The sequence below is a fragment of the Serratia sp. CoH_134_PS_4 genome (assembly GCF_058190535.1).
Genome location: NZ_JBXWKI010000001.1, coordinates 46,000 through 66,609, shown reverse-complemented (window position 1 = coordinate 66,609; position 20,610 = coordinate 46,000). Strand labels below are relative to the sequence as shown.

The window sequence follows — 20,610 nt, the reverse complement described above, 5'->3', positions numbered from 1 at the left end:
TGAGTGTGTATGGTGTGTATCATTAAGGGATGGTAAGTGCGTGAAAAGTTCAGAACTGATCGGGCTGTTAGAACGGGAAGGTTGGGTTTTAGAGCGAATAAAGGGAAGCCATCATCAGTTTAAACACCCGAGATCCCGCCTGGTGATCACCGTTCCACACCCGCGTAAAGATCTGAAACCAGGGACACTGCGCCAAATCATGAAAGATGCCGGACTGTGCTGACAGAGCACCTTAAGTTAACAGGAAAAATTATGTTCTACCCTGCTTATGTACATTCAGAACACGACGGCAGCGCCAGCGGTTTCTTCCCCGATGTGCCGGGCTGCTATTTTGCCGGTGATACCCTCGACAAAGCCTTTGAGGACGCCAAAAACGCACTGGATGCGCATTTCGAACTCCTGAGCGAAGACAACCAGCCCATTCCGCATCCGCAGGCTGTTTCCTTCCATCTGGCACAGGATAACGACAGCCTGAACGGCGGGCAGTGGCTGTTGGTCGATATCAATATGGATAAGTTCGATGGGCGTGCGGAACGCATCAATATCACCCTGCCGCATCGTCTGCTGAACCGGATCGATTCACTGGTACAACAGCATCCGGGCTACGGTAGCCGCAGTGCCTTTTTGGCCGCAGCTGCCCGTAATGAATTATTGAAAGTCGGTTAGTCGAGAGCCAGGGGGCAAAATGCCCCCCTTCTTACTGATTCAAAAACTTATCGAGGAATTGTTGAGTGCGTTGGTGTTGCGGGTTAGCGAACAGTTCTTTCGCTGGACCTTGCTCAACGATGCGACCGTGATCCATAAAGATGGCGCGGTCGGCCACATCGCGGGCAAAGCTCATTTCATGCGTCACAATCACCATGGTGCGCTTTTCTTCCGCCAGCGAACGAATGGTGTTGAGCACCTCGCCCACCAGCTCGGGATCGAGCGCGGAGGTCGGTTCATCAAACAGGATCACTTCCGGTTGCATCGCCAGCGCACGGGCAATCGCCACCCGCTGTTGCTGCCCACCAGAGAGACGACGCGGATAGGCCGACTCTTTGCCGTTCAAACCCACTTTGGCCAACAGTGCCCGTGCACGTTGTTCAGCCGTAGTCTTTGATTCACCTTTAACGATGACCGGGCCTTCAATAATGTTCTCCAACACCGAACGATGCGGGAATAAATTGAAGTTCTGGAACACAAAGCCCACCTGTTGGCGTAAAGCACGCACCAAGGTTTTCTGTTTGCTCAGCGGTTTTGAACTGTCGATTTTAATATCACCAACCTGAATAGTGCCCGAATCCGGCACTTCCAGCAGGTTGATACAACGCAGCAACGTGGTTTTACCCGAGCCGCTGGGCCCGATAATCGCGACCACCTCACCCGTACCGACCTCCAGATCAATCCCATGTAGCACCGTTTGACCTTTGAATTTCTTGGTCAATTGTTTTACTTCAATGGCACTCATGCATTACTCCTGATCCTGGCGGTTTACGTGGGCTTCCAGACGGTTTTGCAGCGCTGAGAGCAACGTCGCCATCACCCAATAAATCAACGACGCCGCCAAATACATGGTAAAGACTTCCAGCGTGCGCGAGGTAATCAGCTGCGCCTGACGGAACAGCTCCGGCACCTGAATGGTCGCCGCCAGCGAGGTGTCTTTCACCAGGCCGATAAAGCTGTTGCCCAATGGCGGTAATGCGGTACGCGCCGCCTGCGGCAAGATCACCCGGCGCAGCGTTTGCCAGCGGGTCATACCGATACTGGCCGCGGCTTCCCACTGCCCTTTTTCGATCGACGAAATTGCCGCTCGCAGGGTTTCTGAGGTATAGGCTGCCGTATTGAGCGACAGGCCAATCAACGCCGCCGGGAAGGGATCAAACTCGATACCGAACTGCGGCAAACCGTAGTAAATCATGAATAGCTGCGCGATCAACGGCGTGCCGCGGAACAGCGACACATAAATGCGCGACAGCCACGACAGCGGCCATAACGGCGAAAGGCGCATCAGCGCCAGCACAAAACCGAGCAGTAAGCCAAGCGCCATGCCCCCCAGGCTGAGCTGGAGAGTGAGTATCGCGCCCCGCAATAAAAATGGCGCTGAATCCAGCGCCAGTTGGATACTTTCGTGCATTATTTAGTTACGTCCGCGCCAAACCATTTCTCAGAAATCTTCGCCATCGTGCCGTCTTTTTGCATCTCGGCAATGGCCTGGTTAATCGCGGCTAGCAGTTCCGGGTTGTTTTTGCGAACCGCAACGCCTGATTCCTGACGAGAGAACGCCGGACCGGCGACGGCCAGGGTATCACCGGTTTTCTTCACCAGATCCAATGCGGCCAGACGATCAACCAAAATGGCGTTGATGCGGCCTACGCGCAGGTCCTGGTACTTGGTTGGGTCATCATCATAAGTACGCACGTCAACACCCTGCACGTTGTCGCGCAGCCATTGTTCGTAGTTAGTGCCCAGACCGACACCGACTTTCTTGCCTTTAAGATCTTCCGGCTTGGTGATGGTGCCTTCATTGCCCTTCTTCACCAGCGCCTGAATACCGGAGACGGTGTAAGGCGTGGAGAAATCGTATTTCTTCTGGCGTTCTGGAGAAATGGTCACCTGATTGATCACCACATCGATACGTTTGGAATCCAACGAGGCCAGCATACCGTCCCACTTGGTCGGATTTAGTTTGGCTTTAACACCAAGATGCTGTGCCAGTGCATTGGCGAAATCCACTTCGAAGCCCGTCAGCTTGCCATCTTCCCCCTGGAAGCTGAACGGCGGATAGGTGCCTTCCAGCCCAACCACCAGCGTCCCGTGATGCTTTACCTGCTCCAGCAGGTTATCGGTGGCATAGGTTTGCGTGCTCAACCCGGCTGTCAGTGCCAGGGTCATCACGCCCATTAGCAATTGACGACGAACTTTAGAAAAGACCATAAACACCCCATCTGTTGTTTATCTTTTTTGATATCAGCACTTTAACAGTGTGACCGCCTGCATGAAGGAATATAACCTTATAAATATAGTTCAAAATGGAATAACAGATTGCGTTCACACCTGCGGGTGGTAGGCAAACAGCGCTGGCGCACCGCCGGTATGAATAAACAGAATCGGGCCGTCATCGCGGAAACGCTGTTGGGCAATGCCGTCAATCAAGCCAGCCATCGCTTTGCCGGTGTATACCGGATCCAATAACACCCCTTCCTGCTGTGCCAACAGCTGTATCGCCGCCAAGCCTTCTTCATTTGGCATTCCATACTGCGGCGCAAAGTAGTCGTCCCACAGTTGGATGGGGCTCAGTTCGTCGATGTCTAACGAACAGGCCAGCGCTTTTTGGATCAGCTCAACCTTGGGCAGTTGATCAATCACCTTGCGTGATACGGTCACACCAATCAGCTCAGCCTCCGGCAACAGTTGCTGCAGGCCAACCGCCAGTCCGGCATGTGTACCGGCACTGCCGGAAGCTACCACGATAGAACTAAATTCGACGTTGCTGCGGCGGCTCTGCTCGGCAATCTCCAGTGCACACTGGACGTAACCTAGCGCACCCAATGCATTAGATCCCCCTACAGGCACCACGTAAGGCCGGAAACCTTGCACTTCAAGACGAATCGCCAAATCGGCGAGCTGTTGCTGGGGATCGTGCAGCGCATCACACATCACCACTTCCGCATTGAACAGCCCAAGCAATAGGCGATTGCCATTGGTCAGGTAGTTTTCTTCTTTGGTGTCGATCGGATTTTCCAGCAACGCCACGCAGTGCAAGCCCAGCTTGGCCGCTACCGCTGCCGTTTGGCGCACGTGGTTAGATTGAATAGCGCCGGCAGTCACCAGCGTATCTGCGCCCTGACGCAAAGCATCAGCAGCCAGATACTCCAGTTTTCTCAGTTTGTTACCGCCCATCGCCATCGGCGTGACATCGTCACGTTTGATGTAAATTTCACGACCGAGATAATCTGAAAGGCGAGACAGTTTTTCGAGCGGTGTCGCAGAGCCGACAAAATCGAGGCGCGGGAACTGCGCCAGTTGTTGTTGCAGATTCACAACTTCCCCCAGGGAATAAAGTATCAACATCTAAAAGATAGATTTAGCAGATGTGGACTTAATAATCACTCTTTATTCGTGATGGGGGATAGACGAAAACCCCGGCTGGTGCGCCGGGGAGAGCAGATCAATAGCTTTTTTGCCAGGCGAGATACTGGTCGTATTTACGCAGGGCAATACGGTAATTGTTATGTGCCGCAGAAGGCAGCTCTTCGATAATGCGCTGATGGCTGGCATTGTTGGCGAACTTGTCTGCCGGGTAGTTGCGCTCCACCAACATCTCATCCAACCGGCGCAAGCGCACGACGTATTCGCGGATGGTGCTGTGGCTCATTTCGGTCTGCTCAAACAGGTACTGTTTAAACGCCATAATGTCGAAATAGCTCGGATGGCTATTACAGGAAATCTCGCTGCAGAAACGGCACAACGCGGTCAGTTCATTTTGCACATTCAGCCAAACATGGTCATCAATTGGCTGGTCCATGCGCGCAATCGCGTCTTTGTTAATGATCTTGCCGCGAAACACTAAGGCCATACGATCCAATAGCTTGCCACACTGGGAACAGTGGGTCTGGCTGTGTTTGTAATCTTTCAAATAACGGCTCAGCGGCCGTTTTTTCAATAATATTCCTGGCATAGGGACAGTCCGATTATCGCAATGGTGATCAGGTTGAAGGGTAACGGTTGAAGACATGTCAGTTTTCGCTCGCCAGACGCGCACGCAGGCGTTTAATCGCCTGGCTATGCAATTGGCTGACACGCGATTCCCCCACGTCCAGCACGGCGCCGATCTCTTTCAGATTCAACTCTTCCTGGTAATACAACGTCAGCACCATTTTCTCGCGATCCGGTAACGCCTCGATGGCGTCGATCACCCGTTGGCGCAGGTTCCCCTCCAACAGATGATGTAACGGATTGGCCTCTTCGTGCCCTTCCAGCAGCGGTTCCGCGCTTTCGCCATGCTCTTCCCGCCATTCGTCGTAGGAAAAAAGCTGGCTGTTATTGGTGTCCAACAGAATTTGACGGTACTCATCCAGTGACATATCCAGCGTCTGTGCGACCTCTACTTCACTGGCCGGCCGGCCAAGCCGCTGTTCCAGTTGTCGCATCACCTGCGCGACTTCACGCGCATGGCGACGCACGCTGCGCGGCACCCAGTCACGGCTGCGCAGCTCATCGAGCATGGCACCGCGGATGCGTTGCACCGCGTAGGTGGTAAAGGCTGTTCCTTGCAGGGCGTCATAACGCTCAACGGCGTTCAATAACCCGATTCCGCCTGCCTGCAGCAGATCGTCAAGCTCCACGCTGGCGGGCAACCTGACTTGCAGGCGCAACGCCTCGTGGCGCACTAACGGTACGTAGCGCAACCAGAGAGAATTTTTGTCCATCACGCCTTCGGCGGTATACAGATCGCTCACTATGTCTAAAACCTGCGGATAAGAGAGTCAGCGCTATTATCCGTAGGGGGCAAAATGCCAATCGGCTGAACAGTCGTACAAAACAGGCCTTATTTGCGCCATGCAACATCCACGCAGCGCGCGACCATAAAAAAACCCCGCCGGAGCGGGGTTCTTTGCGACAGGTTAATCGAGGAGAGTCGATTAACGCAGCAGGGACAACACGTTCTGAGTAGACTGGTTAGCCTGTGCCAGAACAGAGGTGCCAGCCTGTTGCAGGATGTTTGCACGGCTCATGTTAGACACTTCGGTCGCGTAGTCAGCATCTTGAATACGAGACTGAGAAGCAGACAGGTTGTTCACGGTGCTGTTCAGGTTGTTGATAACAGAATCGAAACGGTTCTGTACCGCACCCAGGGAAGAACGCAGGCCGTCAACCTGAGACAGTGCTTTGTCCAGGGTGTCCAGTGGGTTTTTAACGCCAGCGTCAGTGCCGGAGTCAGTCACTTTACCGTCATCTGCAACAGCAGCTTTGGTGTAAGAAGTTGCGCCAGTAGTCGCATCTTTAGTCGCGATGAAGTAAGCAGATTTGCCGTTTGCATCAGTACCGGAAACCAAAGTTTTGCCTGTAGCCAGACCTGTCACATCAGCAGCTTTTTTAGTTGCGCCAGTGGCGTCGCTGTCAACAGAGATCTGAGTACCAGAAGCGATGTCAGCACCCGCTTTTGCAGATTTAGTGGTAACGTCGAAAGTATCCAGACCCAATTGTTTAGCGTCGATTTTTTTCAGATCGATATCGATGGTTTCACCGTCGTTAGCGCCAACCTGGATGGTCAGTTTCTGATCGCTGCTCAGCACTTTCACGCCGTTGAAATCGGTCTGCTCGGAGATACGGTTGATTTCAGCCAAACGCTGAGTGACTTCGTCCTGGATGGATTTCAGGTCGCTGGTGGAGTTAGAACCGTTCAGAGCCTGTGCAGTCAGACGACGGATGTTCTGCAGATTGTCGTTAACTTCGTTCAGAGCGCCTTCAGTGGTCTGCGCCAGAGAGATACCGTCGTTGGCGTTACGGGAAGCCTGAGTCAGGCCCTTGATGTTAGCAGTGAAGCGGTTAGAGATTGCCTGACCCGCAGCATCGTCTTTCGCGCTGTTGATACGCAGGCCAGAAGACAGACGCTCAATCGCAGTGCCCAGAGAAGACTGAGATTTGTTCAGGTTGTTCTGCGCCATCAGAGACAGGCTGTTGGTGTTAATTACTTGTGCCATTATATGCTTTCCTTACGAGTCAGTTGCGATCTTCGCAACGTAGTTAAAAGGTTCGGGCTGCTTTGCCCACGGCGTCAACCACCGTCCCATCAGGTATCGGCCCTCCCCCTGCAACCTTTAGAAATTTTTTATTTTTTTTTGCATATTCAGCAATAGGGTAATTAACGCAGTTTTTCCCTCTTCTATTGCGCCATCGGTTTTTTATTTTTTCGGTAAACTTTTTCTCCACTGGGCCGATAACGCGTAAAGCGAATAAAGTCATTATCAAGGAGAATTACCAATGGCATCGATCAGTTCATTAGGCCTCGGCTCAGGGCTTGACCTCAACGGTTTACTGGATAAGCTGACCAAAGCGGAACAGCAGCGTCTGACCCCTTATACGACCAAGCAGTCGAGCTACAACTCTCAAATCACCGCCTACGGGACGCTGAAAAGCTCGTTGGAAAAGTTTGACAACTTGAGCAAAGAACTGGCGAAAGAAGATTTCTTTAAAAGCACTACCGCCAGCGAACACGATGCATTCAAGATCACCACTAACGCCAAGGCGGTCCCAGGCAACTATGTGGTGGAAGTCACCAAGCTGGCGCAGGCTCAAACCCTAACAACGCAGGCCGCGATCGGCGATCAGACCACCAAGCTGGGTGCAGAGGGTGCAACCGATCGCTCCATCAGTATCACCGCCGGCAACCCGCCAAAAGAAACCAAGATCCCTCTGAGCGACGATCAAACCTCGCTGGTGGAAATGCGTGACGCCATCAATGGTGCCAAGGCTGGCGTCACCGCAAGTATCATGCGCGTGGGCGACAATCAGTATCAGTTGGCGATCAGTTCTTCCACCACTGGCGAGAACAACAGGGTCTCCATTCAGGTCAATAATGATGACCAACTGGGTGATATCCTGAATTACGACTCCAAACGCAGCACCAGCCCGATGAAAGAAACGGTGAAAGCGCAGGATGCCGAGCTGGTGGTGAACGGTACCGCCATTAAGCGCAGCACCAACTCGATCAACGATGCCCTGCAGGGCGTAACCATCGATCTGAAGACAAAAACCAAAGACGCCGAGCCGCAAAACCTGGTGATCAGCACCAATACCGCCGGCACCACCGACAAGATCAAAGAGTGGGTCGACGGCTATAACTCGCTGCTGGATACCTTTAACTCGCTGACCAAATATACCCCGGTCAAAACCGGCGAGGCGCAGAATGCCAGCAACGGCCCCCTGTTAGGGGACAACACGCTGCGCGGTATTCAGTCATCGATTAAAAGCGCTCTCAGCGCCGCACAGGATAACCCCGAGCTGAAAGGCCTGGGCAATCTGGGGATCTCAACAAATACCAAAACCGGCAAATTGGAAATCGACAGCACCAAGCTGAAAAAAGCGCTGGATGATAAACCCGATCAGGTCACCAACTTCTTCGTCGGGAACGGCAAGGACACGGGTATGGCCACCGAGATCCATAACGAGATCCAGAGTTATATCAAGTCCGGCGGTATCATCGAAAACTCGACCAAAAGCATCAATACCAACCTCGACCGCCTGAACAGCCAGATAACTACGGTCACCGCCAGCATTCAAAACACCATAGATCGTTATAAACAACAATTCGTACAACTGGACACCATGATGTCCAAAATGAATGGCACCAGTAACTATTTGAATCAACAATTTAAATAACCACTTTTTAACCAGGTAAAAAAAAGCATGTATAACCGTAGCGGCACTCAGGCCTATGCGCAGGTCAGTTTGGAAAGCGGCGTGATGAGCGCCAGCCCGCATCAGTTAATCGTGATGCTTTTCGATGGGGCGCTTAGCGCCCTATTACGCGCACGGATACTGATGAACCAGGGGGATATCGCCGGCAAGGGTCAGGCACTGTCAAAGGCCATCAATATTATTGATAACGGCCTGAAAGGCGGGCTTGACCACCAGCAAGGCGGTGAAATGGCCGATAATCTGGCGGCACTGTATGACTATATGAAGCGGCGCTTGATGCAGGCCAACCTGCACAACGACGAAGCGGCGATCACCGAAGTGGTCAAATTGTTGGAAAATATTGCTGACGCCTGGCGCCAGATTGGCCCTAATTATCACCCTTCTCAGGACGCCGTGTAATGGAACGTCAACAGCAGTTGTTAGCCGCCTATCAGCAAATTTTTACCCTGAGTAGCCATATGATTGTGCTGGCACAAACCGGCCGGTGGGAAGAACTGGTTGAGCAGGAACTGGCCTATGTGACGGCGGTAGAAAAAACCGCCGCCTTTACCGGTCAGGCTGGCCCGTCGATGGCACTGCAGGAGCTGCTGCATCATAAACTGCAGCAAATCCTGGACAACGAAACCGAGTTGAAACGTTTGCTGCAGCAACGCATGGACCAATTGAAAGAATTAATCGGCCAATCAACGCGCCAAAACGTGGTCAACAACACCTACGGTCAGTTTCACGATCGCGCTCTGCTGCTAGGAGAGCCACAAATCAGGTGAAATCGTAACAATAACGGCGACGTTGGGATAAGGAGCAGCATGTACTATTATTCCCCGGTTAAGTCAGGATATTAATCCATGGCATTTGAATTATTCAGATAATGGGTAATTAGTAAAAATGCACAATTTGAGCCTTGCTCTCACTTTCACGGATAAGCATCACTCCAACACGGACGTTTTCTGTTCAGCAGGAAATTTATTTTTGATAGATAAAACACGTCGTTGTACTTCACAACATATGGAAAAAAGTTGCTCCAACGCCCATCAAAGCGTAAAGATATTCACAGATAATGGCTGCGAAATGAATATCGATGGAACGTACAATTAATATTTGTCCTGGAATTGGTGCATCGGCACACATCATTCAGCATACTGAATTATTATTCCCTTCAGTTTATTTTGAGCAACCACATCTGTATCTGGTACAACAAGGCCACAAGCGTATACGTTGGCAACAACGAGAAATCATCGCTCATGCGGGCGAATTGTTGATCATCGACGGAGGCCAAACCGTAGATATAATTAACGGCCCCTCAAAAGATGGGGTTTTCAGTTGCCAGTTGCTGACCTGCGATCCCCTGTTGTTCACCACACCATCAGCCACCGTCGAAACCGCCCCCTCAACCCCCTTCGATGCGGTGCTGGCGTTACGCAACCTGCCCTGTGCCTTGATGCACAGTTTCGAGACCACCAGCCTTGCACTGGCTCTTAAGCATCGTTTCCCAACGGTTATCATTCGCCACAAAATGTTAGAAATCCTGCTCTGGTTAAAACAATTCAACGTCCACTTTATGCATAACGAGATTAGGAATTTAACCCAGCGCGTGCGTCGTTGCCTGGCAACCGATCCCCATAATATCTGGACGGCGGCCGAGGTAGCGGAAACATTGTCGATGAGTGAAGTGATGTTGCGTCGCAAGTTGTCAGCAGAGAATACGTCGTTGCGCAATCTGATGATCGACGTGCGTATGAGTAGTGCATTGGCGCTTCTGCAATCTACAGATTGGCCCATATCCGTCATTGCACAACATGTGGGTTATGAAAGCTCGTCACGGTTCGCAGAGCGTTTTCGCAAGCGTTTCGGTTTTGCTCCCACGGCAATCCGCGGGCACCAGCGCGCAATGGAACCCAGCACGCCTCGCCCCGATCACTTCAGCATGATGCAAGCGCAGGAGTGATGGCCACACGCGTAAATTAAATCATTGGACAATGAAGTCGTTGTTTTTGTAAACAGGATTGGCACAAAACGACCAGGTGGGATAGCATCAACGCAGCATTAAAACGGTCAGAAGTGAATAAACCATGCTCAACGAAAAGCTGCTGTTTTCCTTGGTTGTATTACTGCTCGGCATGTGGTTGTTTGGCTTACTGTATGAAGAAGAAGCCATGCGAATGTTGGCGGGAAAATAAAACAGTAAGGCCACAAACGTGGCCCCAATTGTTTTAACTTTGTTTAATTAAAATGCTTATTAATACAGTTAAAACGATAAGTATTAAAATACTTAACAACCGCCATCTGCGTTCACTTTTACCGCTCATTATATTACCTGGTAATTGAAAGGTCTTTACACCCTGGAATTATAATGCAGCGATAAACATGGCAATTTGCGTTACATCGTATTTTCTCCCCTTCTACTCCGGCGATTGATGTTCGTTGCGTTGCCATTATCGCCATGATCAAGTCACTGATTATTCAAAATGACATCACTAAAGCACAGTCATTCGGTGTTCAAGGCGCAACAAGGGCCAATCGGGCAGGAAGTTGCGCAACTAATTGGTCCACCGCCAGCCTGACTTTTAACGGTTGGTAAGCGGCATGGGGCCAAACGGCACTAACGGGGAAATCTACGCTGCCAAAGCGGCGCATTATCGCCACCAGGCGACCTTCAGCAAGGTGCTCACGAGCAAGCCAATACGGTAGCCAAACCACGCCGGCACCGCTTACCGCAGCATTGGCAATAGCTTGCATATCATCCATCACGATTCTTGCCTGCGGCCTGATTTCTTGCAGGCTGTTGTTGCCGTCCCTGAGTTGCCATTTCTGGACACTGCCGGCACGTAAATACCCTACCGCCTGATGTTGGCTCAGTGCTTGTAACGACTGCGGTTCGCCATAGCGCTGTAAATAGGCCGGTGACGCACAAAATGTCATGCCGTGGTGGCCTAACTGCCGACCTATCAGGCGACTGCTGTCAGGCAAGGCGCCAATACGAATAGCCAGATCAAACCCTTCGTCGATCAAGTCCACTGTGCGATCGCTAAAGGAGAGTTCCAGCGTCAATTGCGGATGCTGTATCGCCAGCTCCGTCAGTATCGGCGCAATGCACAAATGGCCGAACAGCACGGGCATTGACACACGTAATCTGCCGCTGGCTTGCACTTTGCCGCTATCGAGCAAAGCCTCGGCATTGTTGATCGTCGCCAGTGCCTGTCGACAATGCTCATAGAACAACACCCCCTCATCCGTCAGACTTTGACTGCGCGTCGTGCGCAGGAAAAGCATGACCCCCAGACGCGCCTCCAACCGAGAGATAATTTTACTGATGGCAGAGCGTGTCAGATGCAATTTTTCAGCCGCGTTGGCGAAGCTGCCCGCCTCCGCGACGGCGACAAATACCGGGATGCCGTTTAGTTCTGTTCTCACCGTATTGCTTCCTTTTTGGAATCAATGATGTGAAACACTATCACCACTGGTGAATATTCAGCAATGTTAACATGCGTTATCTCGAACACCCCAAGGGGCCAACTGACGCATTGGGGCTTATGCAGACACTCATCAGGAAAAGATCATGAACAATATCTTGGTACTCAAATCCAGCATCATGGGCGATCAATCCCACACGAATACATTGATCGACGCCTTTTTGACCGAACGCAACACCAAGGGGCTTCAGGATAACGTCGTAATACGCGACTTGGTTTCGCTCGACTTACCCGTGCTGGACGCCGAATTGTTTGGCGCATTACGTGGCAGCGAGTCCCCCAGCCCGCGGGCCAAAGAGGTGGTGGCACTCTCGGATCAATTAATTGCCGAGCTTAAAGCCAGCGATCTGGTGGTGATTGGTGCGCCGATGTACAACCTTAACGTGCCGACACATTTAAAGAACTGGTTTGATTTGGTGGCACGTGCCCGCGTCACGTTCAACTACACGTCGACTTATCCGGTCGGTCTGGTTGAAGACGTGCGTGCCCTGGTGATCAGTTCGCGCGGCGGCATACATGTGGGTAACGAAACCGATGCGGTCACCCCCTACCTGCGTTCCGTTTTAGGCTTGATGGGCATCAGTGAAGTGGAATTCGTTTATGCGGAAGGCCTGGATATGAAACCACATGGACGAGATCGGGGTATGGAAAGTGCCCACCATCAACTTGCTGCGTTACTTTCCTGATCGTCATTTCCAACAAACATGGCCTCAAACACGAGGCCATGCTCATCACACCGCCATATTCATCACTTCCTGGTAGGCGGAAACCAGCTTATTACGCACCTGTACGCCCATCTGCAGTGAGACTGAGGATTTTTGCAAATCAACCATGACGTCATTTAAGCTTATGCCTGGCACGCCCACTTCAAAATCCTGCGCCTGTTTGCGTGCGGCCTGCTGGGTATCACTGATCTTGCCGATCGCGGCTTTCAGTTCGCTGGCAAAGTTGACGCCCTGTACCGGCGCACTTTGCCCCATGGTCCCCGCCTGAATCGCCGTGGCCTGCAGTTGCTGCAATACCCCTTCAATGCCCTGAATTGCCATTCTGACCTCAATAAAAACGTTGTTGCCGGACGTTGTTTCATCAGGCACTACTTTGATGATCCACACCCTATCACAGCGTTTTTATCCTAAAGCCGTTAATTAACTGCAAAAAACCCGGCTTATCGGGCCATCGAAATTCCCCTCAAGAGGAAATAATGGCATGCCCAGAAATGGGAGCGCCGCTATATCCGTCGTCTTTCAAGTTGCAGCGTTGTTATCTGCACGCGCTCACCTCAATGGCTGCTGTAGAGGGCAAATGAATTCGCCCCGATTAACTCAGGTGCAGCATGCTGCGCCCCTACAACACCAGGGAATGAGCGAGCCGGCAGCCTAGCTGTAACTTGAAAGGCATAGGGTATATTTATATGTGTATCAGGGAGTCTGTTTTGTCACACAACGCTAACCACATCGTTCATCAGCCTGGCAGGGAGCTACGCCGTGGCCTGCACCGGATCCTGAGCGTCATTGAAGGACACTGGCTAAAATGAGTGCTTCAATTACCGCCACCGAAAGCCGCGATAATGGCCTGCAAGCCATGTGGAATCGTCTGCGCGCCAACCCAAAAATCCCACTGCTGATCGCCGCTTCCGCTGCCATCGCCATTGTGGTTGCGCTGCTGTTATGGGTGAAAAGCCCAGACTACCGCGTTCTGTACAGCAACATTAACGATCGCGACGGCGGGGCCATCGTGACTCAACTCACGCAGATGAATATCCCTTACCGCTTCGCCGAGAACGGTGCGGCGCTGCTGATCCCCGCAGAGAAAGTGCATGAAACCCGTTTACGCTTGGCGCAATTGGGCCTGCCTAAAGGGGGAGCCGTCGGCTTCGAACTGCTGGATCAGGAAAAATTCGGCATCAGTCAATTCAGTGAGCAAATCAACTACCAGCGTGCGCTGGAAGGTGAACTGTCACGCACCATCGAATCACTGGGGCCGGTACAAAACGCCCGGGTGCATCTGGCACTGCCAAAGCCTTCCCTGTTCGTTCGCGAGCAAAAATCCCCATCTGCCTCGGTGACACTGACGCTCCAACCCGGTCGCGCATTGGATGACGGCCAGATCAACGCCATCGTTTATATGATCTCAAGCAGCGTGGCCGGTTTGCCGCCAGGCAACGTTACGGTGGTCGATCAATCAGGTCGGCTGCTTACCCAGTCTGACGGCGCAGGTCGCGATCTGAACGCAGCACAGCTGAAATACGCCAACGAAGTGGAAAGCCGCTACCAACGCCGGATAGAAGCCATTTTGGCACCGATGGTCGGCAGCGCCAACGTGCGTGCTCAGGTCACTGCACAGATCGATTTTGCGACCCGCGAGCAAACCGACGAAGAATATCAACCCAACCAGCAGCCGAACAAAGCTGCCGTGCGCTCAAAGCAAATGAGCCAAAGCGATCAAATTGGTGGGCCACAGGTCGGCGGTGTACCGGGTGCGTTGTCAAATCAGCCTAGCACCCCTGCTACCGCGCCGATCGAAACCGCCAAACCGGCTGCCGCAGGCAATAACACCAACACGGCCAATACTGCCGCCGCCTCTACCGCGCCGCGCAGCACTGGGCCGCAGAACAGCCGTCACGATGAAACCACCAACTACGAGGTCGATCGCACCATTCGCCATACCCAGCAAAAAGCCGGGACAGTACAGCGGTTGTCGGTTGCGGTGGTGGTCAACTACAGCGGCACGGATAAAAGCGGCAAGCCATTGCCGATGAGCAAAGAGCAGTTGGCACAGATTGAATCCCTGGTACGTGAATCCATGGGCTTCTCCAGCGCCCGTGGCGATACCCTTAATGTGGTCAACGCACCGTTTACTGATAACGACGTCACGGGTGCCGAGTTGCCGTTCTGGCAAAGCCAGGCCTTTATCGATCGTCTGTTCGACGCAGGTCGTTATCTGCTGGTCCTGCTGGTCGCTTGGCTACTCTGGCGCAAGCTGGTACGCCCGCAACTGCAAAACCGTCAGGCCGTGCAAAAAGCCGCGCTCGCCGCTGCCAATGCGCCAATGGCTAAACCGGCCGACAGCACTAAACCGAGTAATGAGGAGCTGGCGCAGCACCGTAAATCGCAGCAGCGCGTCAGTGCAGAAGTCCAGAGCCAGCGGATCCGCGATCTGGCTGATAAAGACCCGCGTGTGGTCGCTCTGGTAATCCGCCAATGGATGAGTAATGAACTATGAGTCTGACCGGAACCGAAAAAAGCGCCATCCTGCTGATGACGCTAGGTGAAGATCGCGCTGCCGAGGTGTTTAAACACCTCTCCTCGCGTGAAGTCCAGCAGTTGAGTGGCACCATGGCCAGCATGAGCCAGGTGTCCCACAAACAGCTGCACGAAATACTGCGCGAGTTTGAAGACGACGCCGAACAATATGCAGCGCTGAGCGTCAACGCGAGCGACTATCTGCGTTCTGTGTTGGTCAAGGCATTGGGCGAAGAACGTGCCTCTAGCCTGTTGGAGGATATTCTCGAATCGCGCGAAACCACCACCGGCATGGAAACACTGAACTTTATGGAGCCGATGAGCGCCGCCGATCTGATCCGCGACGAGCATCCACAAATCATCGCGACCATTTTGGTCCACCTGAAACGGGGTCAGGCGGCAGATATTCTGGCGCTGTTCGACGAACGCCTGCGCAACGACGTGATGTTGCGTATCGCGACCTTCGGCGGCGTGCAACCGGCCGCGCTGGCAGAACTGACCGAAGTTCTGAACAACCTGCTCGATGGCCAAAACCTCAAGCGCAGCAAAATGGGTGGGGTGCGCACCGCAGCCGAGATCATCAACCTGATGAAAACGCAGCAGGAAGAAGCCGTTATCGACGCCATGCGCGAGTACGATGGCGAACTGGCGCAGAAAATCATCGACGAGATGTTCCTGTTCGAAAATCTGGTGGAAGTCGACGATCGCAGCATCCAACGCCTGTTGCAGGAAGTGGAAGGCGAATCCTTGCTGGTCGCGCTCAAAGGTGCGGAACAGCCGCTGCGCGAGAAGTTCCTCAAGAACATGTCGCAACGCGCCGCCGACATTCTGCGCGACGACCTGGCCAACCGTGGCCCGGTACGTATGTCGCAGGTAGAGAACGAACAGAAAGCCATCCTGTTGGTGGTCCGTCGTTTGGCAGAAACCGGCGAAATGATTATCGGCGGTGGCGAGGACACCTATGTCTGATCGCATCAACACCCTGCCCTGGCAGCCATGGTCGCTTAACGATCTGACCGAACCCAAGCCAGAGATTGCCCCTCTGCCGGTGGCAGAGACTTACGGCATCCCGGTGGACGACACTGTCGTCCAGGAGCAGCAATTGGCCCAGTTGCGCCTGCAGGCCGAGCAACAGGGCCAGCAGCTGGGCTATGCGGACGGTCAGCAAAAGGGCTACGACGCAGGATTTCAGGCCGGCATGGAGGACGGTCGCCAGCAGGGCTTGCTGGAGGCGCAACAGCAGCAACAGCCTCTGACTGCCCACTGGCAACAGTTGGTGATCGAATTCCAGCACACGCTGGATGCGCTCGACAGCGTAATAGCCTCGCGCCTTATGCAACTCGCCTTAACCGCCGCCAAGCAAGTGCTCGGCCAGCCCCCGGTGTGTGACGGAACCGCTCTGCTGGCCCAAATCCAGCAGTTGATCCAACAAGAGCCTATGTTCAGCGGCAAACCGCAGCTGCGCGTTCATCCGGATGACTATCAGCGGATAGAGCAGCAATTAGGTGCAACCCTCAGCCTGCACGGCTGGCGGTTGCTGGCGGATGGCCAATTGCACCCGGGAGGCTGCAAGGTCAGTGCCGATGAAGGCGATCTCGACGCCAGCCTGGCAACACGCTGGCACGAACTCTGCCGCCTTGCCGCGCCGGGGGACGTGTAATGACCCTGCGCCTCGGTCGCTGGCTGACGTCCCTGGACCAGCTGGAAAAACGCATTGCCCACACCCCGACGGTACGCCGCTATGGCCGTCTGACACGCGCCACCGGGCTGGTGCTCGAAGCCACCGGGCTACAATTGCCGATTGGCGCCACCTGCCTGATCGAACGTCACGACGCCAGTGAAGTGCAGGAAGTGGAAAGCGAAGTGGTCGGTTTTAACGGTCAGCGGCTGTTTCTGATGCCTCTGGAAGAAGTGGAAGGCATTGTCCCCGGCGCCCGGGTTTACGCCCGCATCTCGCCCGAAGGGCAAAGTGCCGGCAAGCAATTGCCACTTGGCCCGGCATTGCTGGGACGCGTGCTCGACGGCAGTGCCAAACCGCTCGACGGCCTGCCTGCACCGGAAACCGGCTACCGTGCACCTTTGATCACGGCCCCGTTCAACCCACTGCAACGCACGCCGATCGAACAGGTGCTGGACGTCGGCGTACGCACCATCAATGGCCTGCTGACCGTCGGGCGCGGGCAGCGTATGGGCCTGTTTGCCGGTTCTGGCGTGGGGAAAAGCGTCCTGCTGGGCATGATGGCGCGTTATACCCAGGCCGATGTGATTGTCGTCGGCCTCATCGGTGAACGCGGCCGCGAGGTCAAAGACTTTATCGAGAACATCCTTGGCCCTGAAGGCCGGGCACGTTCGGTGGTCATTGCCGCACCGGCAGACGTTTCCCCCTTACTGCGTATGCAAGGGGCCGCCTACGCCACCCGTATCGCCGAGGACTTCCGCGATCGTGGTCAACACGTGCTGCTGATTATGGATTCGCTAACCCGTTATGCCATGGCGCAGCGTGAGATCGCCCTGGCTATTGGCGAACCCCCGGCAACCAAAGGCTACCCACCTTCCGTCTTTGCCAAACTGCCGGCGCTGGTAGAACGTGCCGGTAATGGCATCAGCGGCGGTGGTTCCATTACCGCCTTTTATACCGTCCTGACGGAAGGCGATGACCAGCAGGATCCGATTGCCGACTCGGCGCGCGCCATTCTCGACGGTCACGTCGTGCTATCGCGACGGCTTGCCGAAGCCGGTCACTACCCGGCTATCGACATCGAAGCGTCGATCAGCCGCGCCATGACGTCACTGATTGACGACGAGCATTACCGCCGGGTACGCAACTTCAAACAGATGCTGGCCAGCTATCAACGTAACCGTGACCTTATAAGCGTCGGTGCCTACGTCGCCGGCAGCGATCCACTGCTGGACAAAGCCATGACGCTGTATCCGCAGATGGAGGCCTATCTGCAACAGGGTATTTTCGAGCGCAGCGGTTACGACGACGCCTGCCAACAGCTACAACAGTTGATCGTTTAACGTCACTAAAGGCGCAAATCCGATGAAACCACAGTCACCCCTCATTACCCTGCGCGATCTGGCTCAGGATGCGGTGGAACAGGCAACGCAGCAATTGGGTCAGGTACGCAAGGCACAACAAGCCGCTGAGCAGCAGCTTTCCATGTTGCTCAATTATCAGGATGAGTACCGCCAGAAGCTGAATAACCAACTGAGTGGCGGCATGGAGTCGTCAAATTGGCAGAACTACCAGCAGTTTATCGGCACGCTGGAACAGGCCATTACCCAACATCGCCAACAGCTGATGCAGTGGGGGCAGAAGGTCGACCACGCCATGAAGCACTGGCAAGACAAGCAGCAGCGGCTGAATGCCTTCGAAACCCTGCACTCCCGTGCCCAGAGCGCGGAGCAGCAGTTGGAGAACAAACGGGATCAAAAACTGATGGATGAGTTCGCTCAACGCAGTGCACAAAGGAATCTACAACAATGAATCTCAACGCTTTGCCAGGCATATCGGCTCAGAGCGAGACCGGCTTACTGCCGGACGCACAGGCGCCGCTGGACGAGTCAGCGCTCTCCTCCGCCTTTGCCCAACTGCTCGGTGCACGCGTGCTACCTGCCGACAAGTCCGCAGGAAAACTGTCACCGACGGCACTGGACGCAGAAGGTGAATCAAGCCCGCTCAGCCACAACCAACTGACGCAGCTTCTGGCCGCCTTCGGCGAGCGCGATGGGCTTATTACGCCCTCGTTATTACGTGGTAATCAGCCGTTAGCCAGCGACGCCGACGAAGAGCTGCCCTCAGATCAGCAGCCTCAAGACGTTGCTCTGCGGCCTGCCGGTGAGATCGACGCAGCCACACTGCAAGCCCTGTTCGCGATGCTGCCCATCGCCACTCCCCCTTCTGTACCAGGCACCGCCAAACTTACCGTTGAAGGTGATCAGGATGCCACTCAACCTGCCGCCCTGCTGACCGCCGCACTGGGTAAACAACCAGACGCCAAGGGCAGCCCGATAGCCGACGTACAGAAAACCCCGGCAACGCTGGCCAAAGATCCGCTCAACGTTGAAAGCCGCGCGGACAGCCCGCAACAGACAGCCGCAACGCACGACAAGATGGATACCGCCGCGTTGAAATTCAGCGCGGACGCGCAACCTCAGGCAGCGGTTAATCCTCACATGGCTCCACCGGTGTCCAGCCCGATAGCCGCATCGGCACCCGCGACCTCGCTGGTCACTGCGCCGCCAACCCCCCAGTTGAACGCCCAACTTGGCAGCCCAGAATGGCAGCAGGCATTGAACCAACAGGTCCTGATGTTCCATCGCAACGGCCAGCAAAGTGCCGAGCTGCGGTTGCATCCGCAAGAACTGGGGGCGCTGCAAATCACCCTCAAGCTGGATGACAATCAGGCCCACCTGCACATTGCCTCCGCACAAGGTCAGGTACGTGCCGCCGTCGAAGCCGCCATGCCGCAACTGCGTCATGCATTGGCAGAGAGCGGCATCAATCTGGGGCAAAGCAGCGTCGGGGGGGAATCCACACCCCAGTGGCAACAGGCACAGCAACAAAACGCTGAGCAGCAGGGCCGACCGGATTACCGCGATCGCCACGGTGACAGCAATCTGACCGGTGAGGCTCTCAGCGCGCCGCTGGAATTGCAGGCGATGGCCCGCGCCGTCAGCGGCGTTGATATTTTCGCCTGAGCCACCGCAAACGTCCAAGCTGGCACGCTTTTCTCTGTCTATTCTGGCTATTGCACGCCGGAATAGACGCGATAATACCGCTACCCGTCATAGTTGAAGCTGCATCATTGTTGGCTGCGTTTGCGCACCCCGGTCACATAGTTATCTATGCGCTTGGGGACTGACAACCAGGCCGTCGCGACGCAACTCCAATTATTTTGGATAAATTATGTCATGCGTGCGGCTTTTACACGCGCTATATACCCGCGAGATCTTAGGTTGCAGCTTGAAAGACGACGGGTATAACAACAGGAATTTGATTTAGCTATGTCTCAAAATACCCTACCGGCAGCCCCTAAACGCTCCCTTCTGGTCATTCTGCTGGTGTTGATCGCCGTCATCGCCAGCGGCGCGGCCGGTTACAGCTGGTGGCAGCTCAAGCAACATCAGAGCGGCGCGCAACCTGCCGCCAAACCACAACCGCCGGCCGCACCGGTATTCATGCCGCTGGACACCTTCACCGTCAATCTGATGACGCCCGATAACAACCCGGATCGCGTGTTGTATATCGGCCTGACATTACGCTTGCCGGACGAAAACACCCGCCGCCAATTGAACGATTTCCTGCCGGAAGTGCGCAGCCGTCTGCTGATGCTGCTGTCACGTCAGGAAGCGGGTCAACTGAGTAGCGAACAAGGGAAGCAGCAACTGGTGGCGCAAATTAAGGACGTGCTTAGCCCACCGCTGGTTAAGGGACAACCGAAGCAGGTGGTCAGCGATGTGCTGTTCACTGCCTTCATATTGCGGTAATC

The 20,610-nt window shown here is 54.3% G+C and carries 23 protein-coding genes; 14 read left to right on the top strand and 9 right to left on the bottom strand.

Going from position 1 to position 20,610, the window contains the following annotated elements; all coding sequences use genetic code 11:
* Positions 1-40: 40 nt before the first annotated feature.
* A complete protein-coding gene (locus tag AC2FCQ_RS00375; protein ID WP_265553829.1) occupies positions 41-223 on the top strand; it encodes a type II toxin-antitoxin system HicA family toxin in 183 nt (60 codons plus the stop codon).
* A gap of 29 nt (positions 224-252) precedes the next feature.
* Positions 253-666, top strand: coding sequence for a type II toxin-antitoxin system HicB family antitoxin (locus AC2FCQ_RS00370; RefSeq protein ID WP_209635509.1), 414 nt, complete (start codon positions 253-255; stop codon positions 664-666).
* Between the two features lie 31 nt (positions 667-697).
* Here the strand turns inward: AC2FCQ_RS00370 and tcyN are convergent, their stop codons facing one another.
* The 7 genes from tcyN to AC2FCQ_RS00335 all read right to left on the bottom strand — a co-directional run bounded on the left by tcyN (position 698) and on the right by AC2FCQ_RS00335 (position 6,686).
* The gene (gene tcyN, locus AC2FCQ_RS00365; RefSeq protein ID WP_265553832.1) at positions 698-1,450 is read right to left on the bottom strand and encodes an L-cystine ABC transporter ATP-binding protein TcyN; all 753 of its coding nucleotides are present in this window, start codon (positions 1,448-1,450) and stop codon (positions 698-700) included.
* A 3-nt stretch (positions 1,451-1,453) separates the two neighbouring features.
* Positions 1,454-2,116, bottom strand: a complete 663-nt coding sequence (gene tcyL, locus AC2FCQ_RS00360; protein WP_209635513.1) for a cystine ABC transporter permease — start codon at positions 2,114-2,116, stop codon at positions 1,454-1,456.
* Positions 2,116-2,916 carry a cystine ABC transporter substrate-binding protein gene (tcyJ, locus tag AC2FCQ_RS00355; RefSeq protein ID WP_490308149.1) on the bottom strand — a complete coding sequence of 267 codons (801 nt, stop codon included), beginning with the start codon at positions 2,914-2,916 and terminating at the stop codon, positions 2,116-2,118. Before tcyJ ends, tcyL begins: the two co-directional genes overlap by 1 nt.
* 114 nt (positions 2,917-3,030) lie before the next feature.
* The gene (locus tag AC2FCQ_RS00350) at positions 3,031-4,023 is read right to left on the bottom strand and encodes a D-cysteine desulfhydrase (protein WP_265553841.1); all 993 of its coding nucleotides are present in this window, start codon (positions 4,021-4,023) and stop codon (positions 3,031-3,033) included.
* A 127-nt stretch (positions 4,024-4,150) separates the two neighbouring features.
* Positions 4,151-4,660 (bottom strand): flagella biosynthesis regulatory protein FliZ, encoded by a 510-nt coding sequence (gene fliZ, locus AC2FCQ_RS00345; protein ID WP_037419066.1) that lies wholly within the window; start codon positions 4,658-4,660, stop codon positions 4,151-4,153.
* A 58-nt stretch (positions 4,661-4,718) separates the two neighbouring features.
* The gene (locus AC2FCQ_RS00340; RefSeq protein WP_490308147.1) at positions 4,719-5,441 is read right to left on the bottom strand and encodes an RNA polymerase sigma factor FliA; all 723 of its coding nucleotides are present in this window, start codon (positions 5,439-5,441) and stop codon (positions 4,719-4,721) included.
* Between the two features lie 183 nt (positions 5,442-5,624).
* Positions 5,625-6,686, bottom strand: a complete 1,062-nt coding sequence (locus AC2FCQ_RS00335) for a FliC/FljB family flagellin (protein WP_265553844.1) — start codon at positions 6,684-6,686, stop codon at positions 5,625-5,627.
* A gap of 280 nt (positions 6,687-6,966) precedes the next feature.
* Here AC2FCQ_RS00335 and fliD point away from each other — a divergent pair, with 280 nt between their 5' ends.
* The 4 genes from fliD (at position 6,967) to AC2FCQ_RS00315 (ending at position 10,348) form a co-directional block, all read left to right on the top strand.
* Positions 6,967-8,364: a flagellar filament capping protein FliD gene (fliD, locus tag AC2FCQ_RS00330; RefSeq protein ID WP_490308146.1), complete on the top strand. Its 1,398-nt coding sequence runs from the start codon at positions 6,967-6,969 to the stop codon at positions 8,362-8,364.
* Positions 8,365-8,391: 27 nt separating this feature from the next.
* A complete protein-coding gene (gene fliS, locus AC2FCQ_RS00325) occupies positions 8,392-8,802 on the top strand; it encodes a flagellar export chaperone FliS (RefSeq protein ID WP_037419056.1) in 411 nt (136 codons plus the stop codon).
* A complete protein-coding gene (gene fliT, locus AC2FCQ_RS00320) occupies positions 8,802-9,170 on the top strand; it encodes a flagella biosynthesis regulatory protein FliT (RefSeq protein WP_209635536.1) in 369 nt (122 codons plus the stop codon). Before fliS ends, fliT begins: the two co-directional genes overlap by 1 nt.
* A gap of 311 nt (positions 9,171-9,481) precedes the next feature.
* Positions 9,482-10,348 carry a helix-turn-helix transcriptional regulator gene (locus AC2FCQ_RS00315; protein ID WP_209635538.1) on the top strand — a complete coding sequence of 289 codons (867 nt, stop codon included), beginning with the start codon at positions 9,482-9,484 and terminating at the stop codon, positions 10,346-10,348.
* Positions 10,349-10,899: 551 nt separating this feature from the next.
* Here AC2FCQ_RS00315 and AC2FCQ_RS00310 read toward each other — a convergent pair.
* A complete protein-coding gene (locus AC2FCQ_RS00310) occupies positions 10,900-11,814 on the bottom strand; it encodes a LysR family transcriptional regulator (RefSeq protein ID WP_490308145.1) in 915 nt (304 codons plus the stop codon).
* Between the two features lie 145 nt (positions 11,815-11,959).
* Here AC2FCQ_RS00310 and AC2FCQ_RS00305 point away from each other — a divergent pair, with 145 nt between their 5' ends.
* Positions 11,960-12,559, top strand: coding sequence for an NAD(P)H-dependent oxidoreductase (locus AC2FCQ_RS00305; protein ID WP_209635542.1), 600 nt, complete (start codon positions 11,960-11,962; stop codon positions 12,557-12,559).
* Positions 12,560-12,604: 45 nt separating this feature from the next.
* On the opposite strand, the gene fliE is transcribed toward AC2FCQ_RS00305, so the two are convergent.
* On the bottom strand, positions 12,605-12,919 hold the full coding sequence (gene fliE / locus AC2FCQ_RS00300; RefSeq protein WP_490308230.1) for a flagellar hook-basal body complex protein FliE: 315 nt from the start codon (positions 12,917-12,919) through the stop codon (positions 12,605-12,607).
* 484 nt (positions 12,920-13,403) lie between these two features.
* Here fliE and fliF point away from each other — a divergent pair, with 484 nt between their 5' ends.
* The 7 genes from fliF (at position 13,404) to fliL (ending at position 20,608) form a co-directional block, all read left to right on the top strand.
* Positions 13,404-15,095 (top strand): flagellar basal-body MS-ring/collar protein FliF, encoded by a 1,692-nt coding sequence (gene fliF / locus AC2FCQ_RS00295; protein WP_209635547.1) that lies wholly within the window; start codon positions 13,404-13,406, stop codon positions 15,093-15,095.
* Complete coding sequence (gene fliG, locus AC2FCQ_RS00290; protein WP_037419039.1) at positions 15,092-16,084, top strand: flagellar motor switch protein FliG; 993 nt, start codon at positions 15,092-15,094, stop codon at positions 16,082-16,084. Before fliF ends, fliG begins: the two co-directional genes overlap by 4 nt.
* Positions 16,077-16,775, top strand: coding sequence for a flagellar assembly protein FliH (fliH, locus tag AC2FCQ_RS00285; protein WP_490308144.1), 699 nt, complete (start codon positions 16,077-16,079; stop codon positions 16,773-16,775). Before fliG ends, fliH begins: the two co-directional genes overlap by 8 nt.
* Positions 16,775-18,136 (top strand): flagellar protein export ATPase FliI, encoded by a 1,362-nt coding sequence (gene fliI, locus AC2FCQ_RS00280; RefSeq protein ID WP_209635550.1) that lies wholly within the window; start codon positions 16,775-16,777, stop codon positions 18,134-18,136. Before fliH ends, fliI begins: the two co-directional genes overlap by 1 nt.
* Before the next feature lie 22 nt (positions 18,137-18,158).
* Positions 18,159-18,605: a flagellar export protein FliJ gene (gene fliJ / locus AC2FCQ_RS00275; protein WP_490308143.1), complete on the top strand. Its 447-nt coding sequence runs from the start codon at positions 18,159-18,161 to the stop codon at positions 18,603-18,605.
* Positions 18,602-19,819 (top strand): flagellar hook-length control protein FliK, encoded by a 1,218-nt coding sequence (locus AC2FCQ_RS00270; RefSeq protein ID WP_490308142.1) that lies wholly within the window; start codon positions 18,602-18,604, stop codon positions 19,817-19,819. The genes fliJ and AC2FCQ_RS00270 overlap by 4 nt, the downstream gene beginning before the upstream one ends.
* Positions 19,820-20,125: 306 nt before the next feature.
* Positions 20,126-20,608, top strand: coding sequence for a flagellar basal body-associated protein FliL (fliL, locus tag AC2FCQ_RS00265; RefSeq protein WP_209635555.1), 483 nt, complete (start codon positions 20,126-20,128; stop codon positions 20,606-20,608).
* The last annotated feature ends 2 nt before the right edge of the window (positions 20,609-20,610 follow it).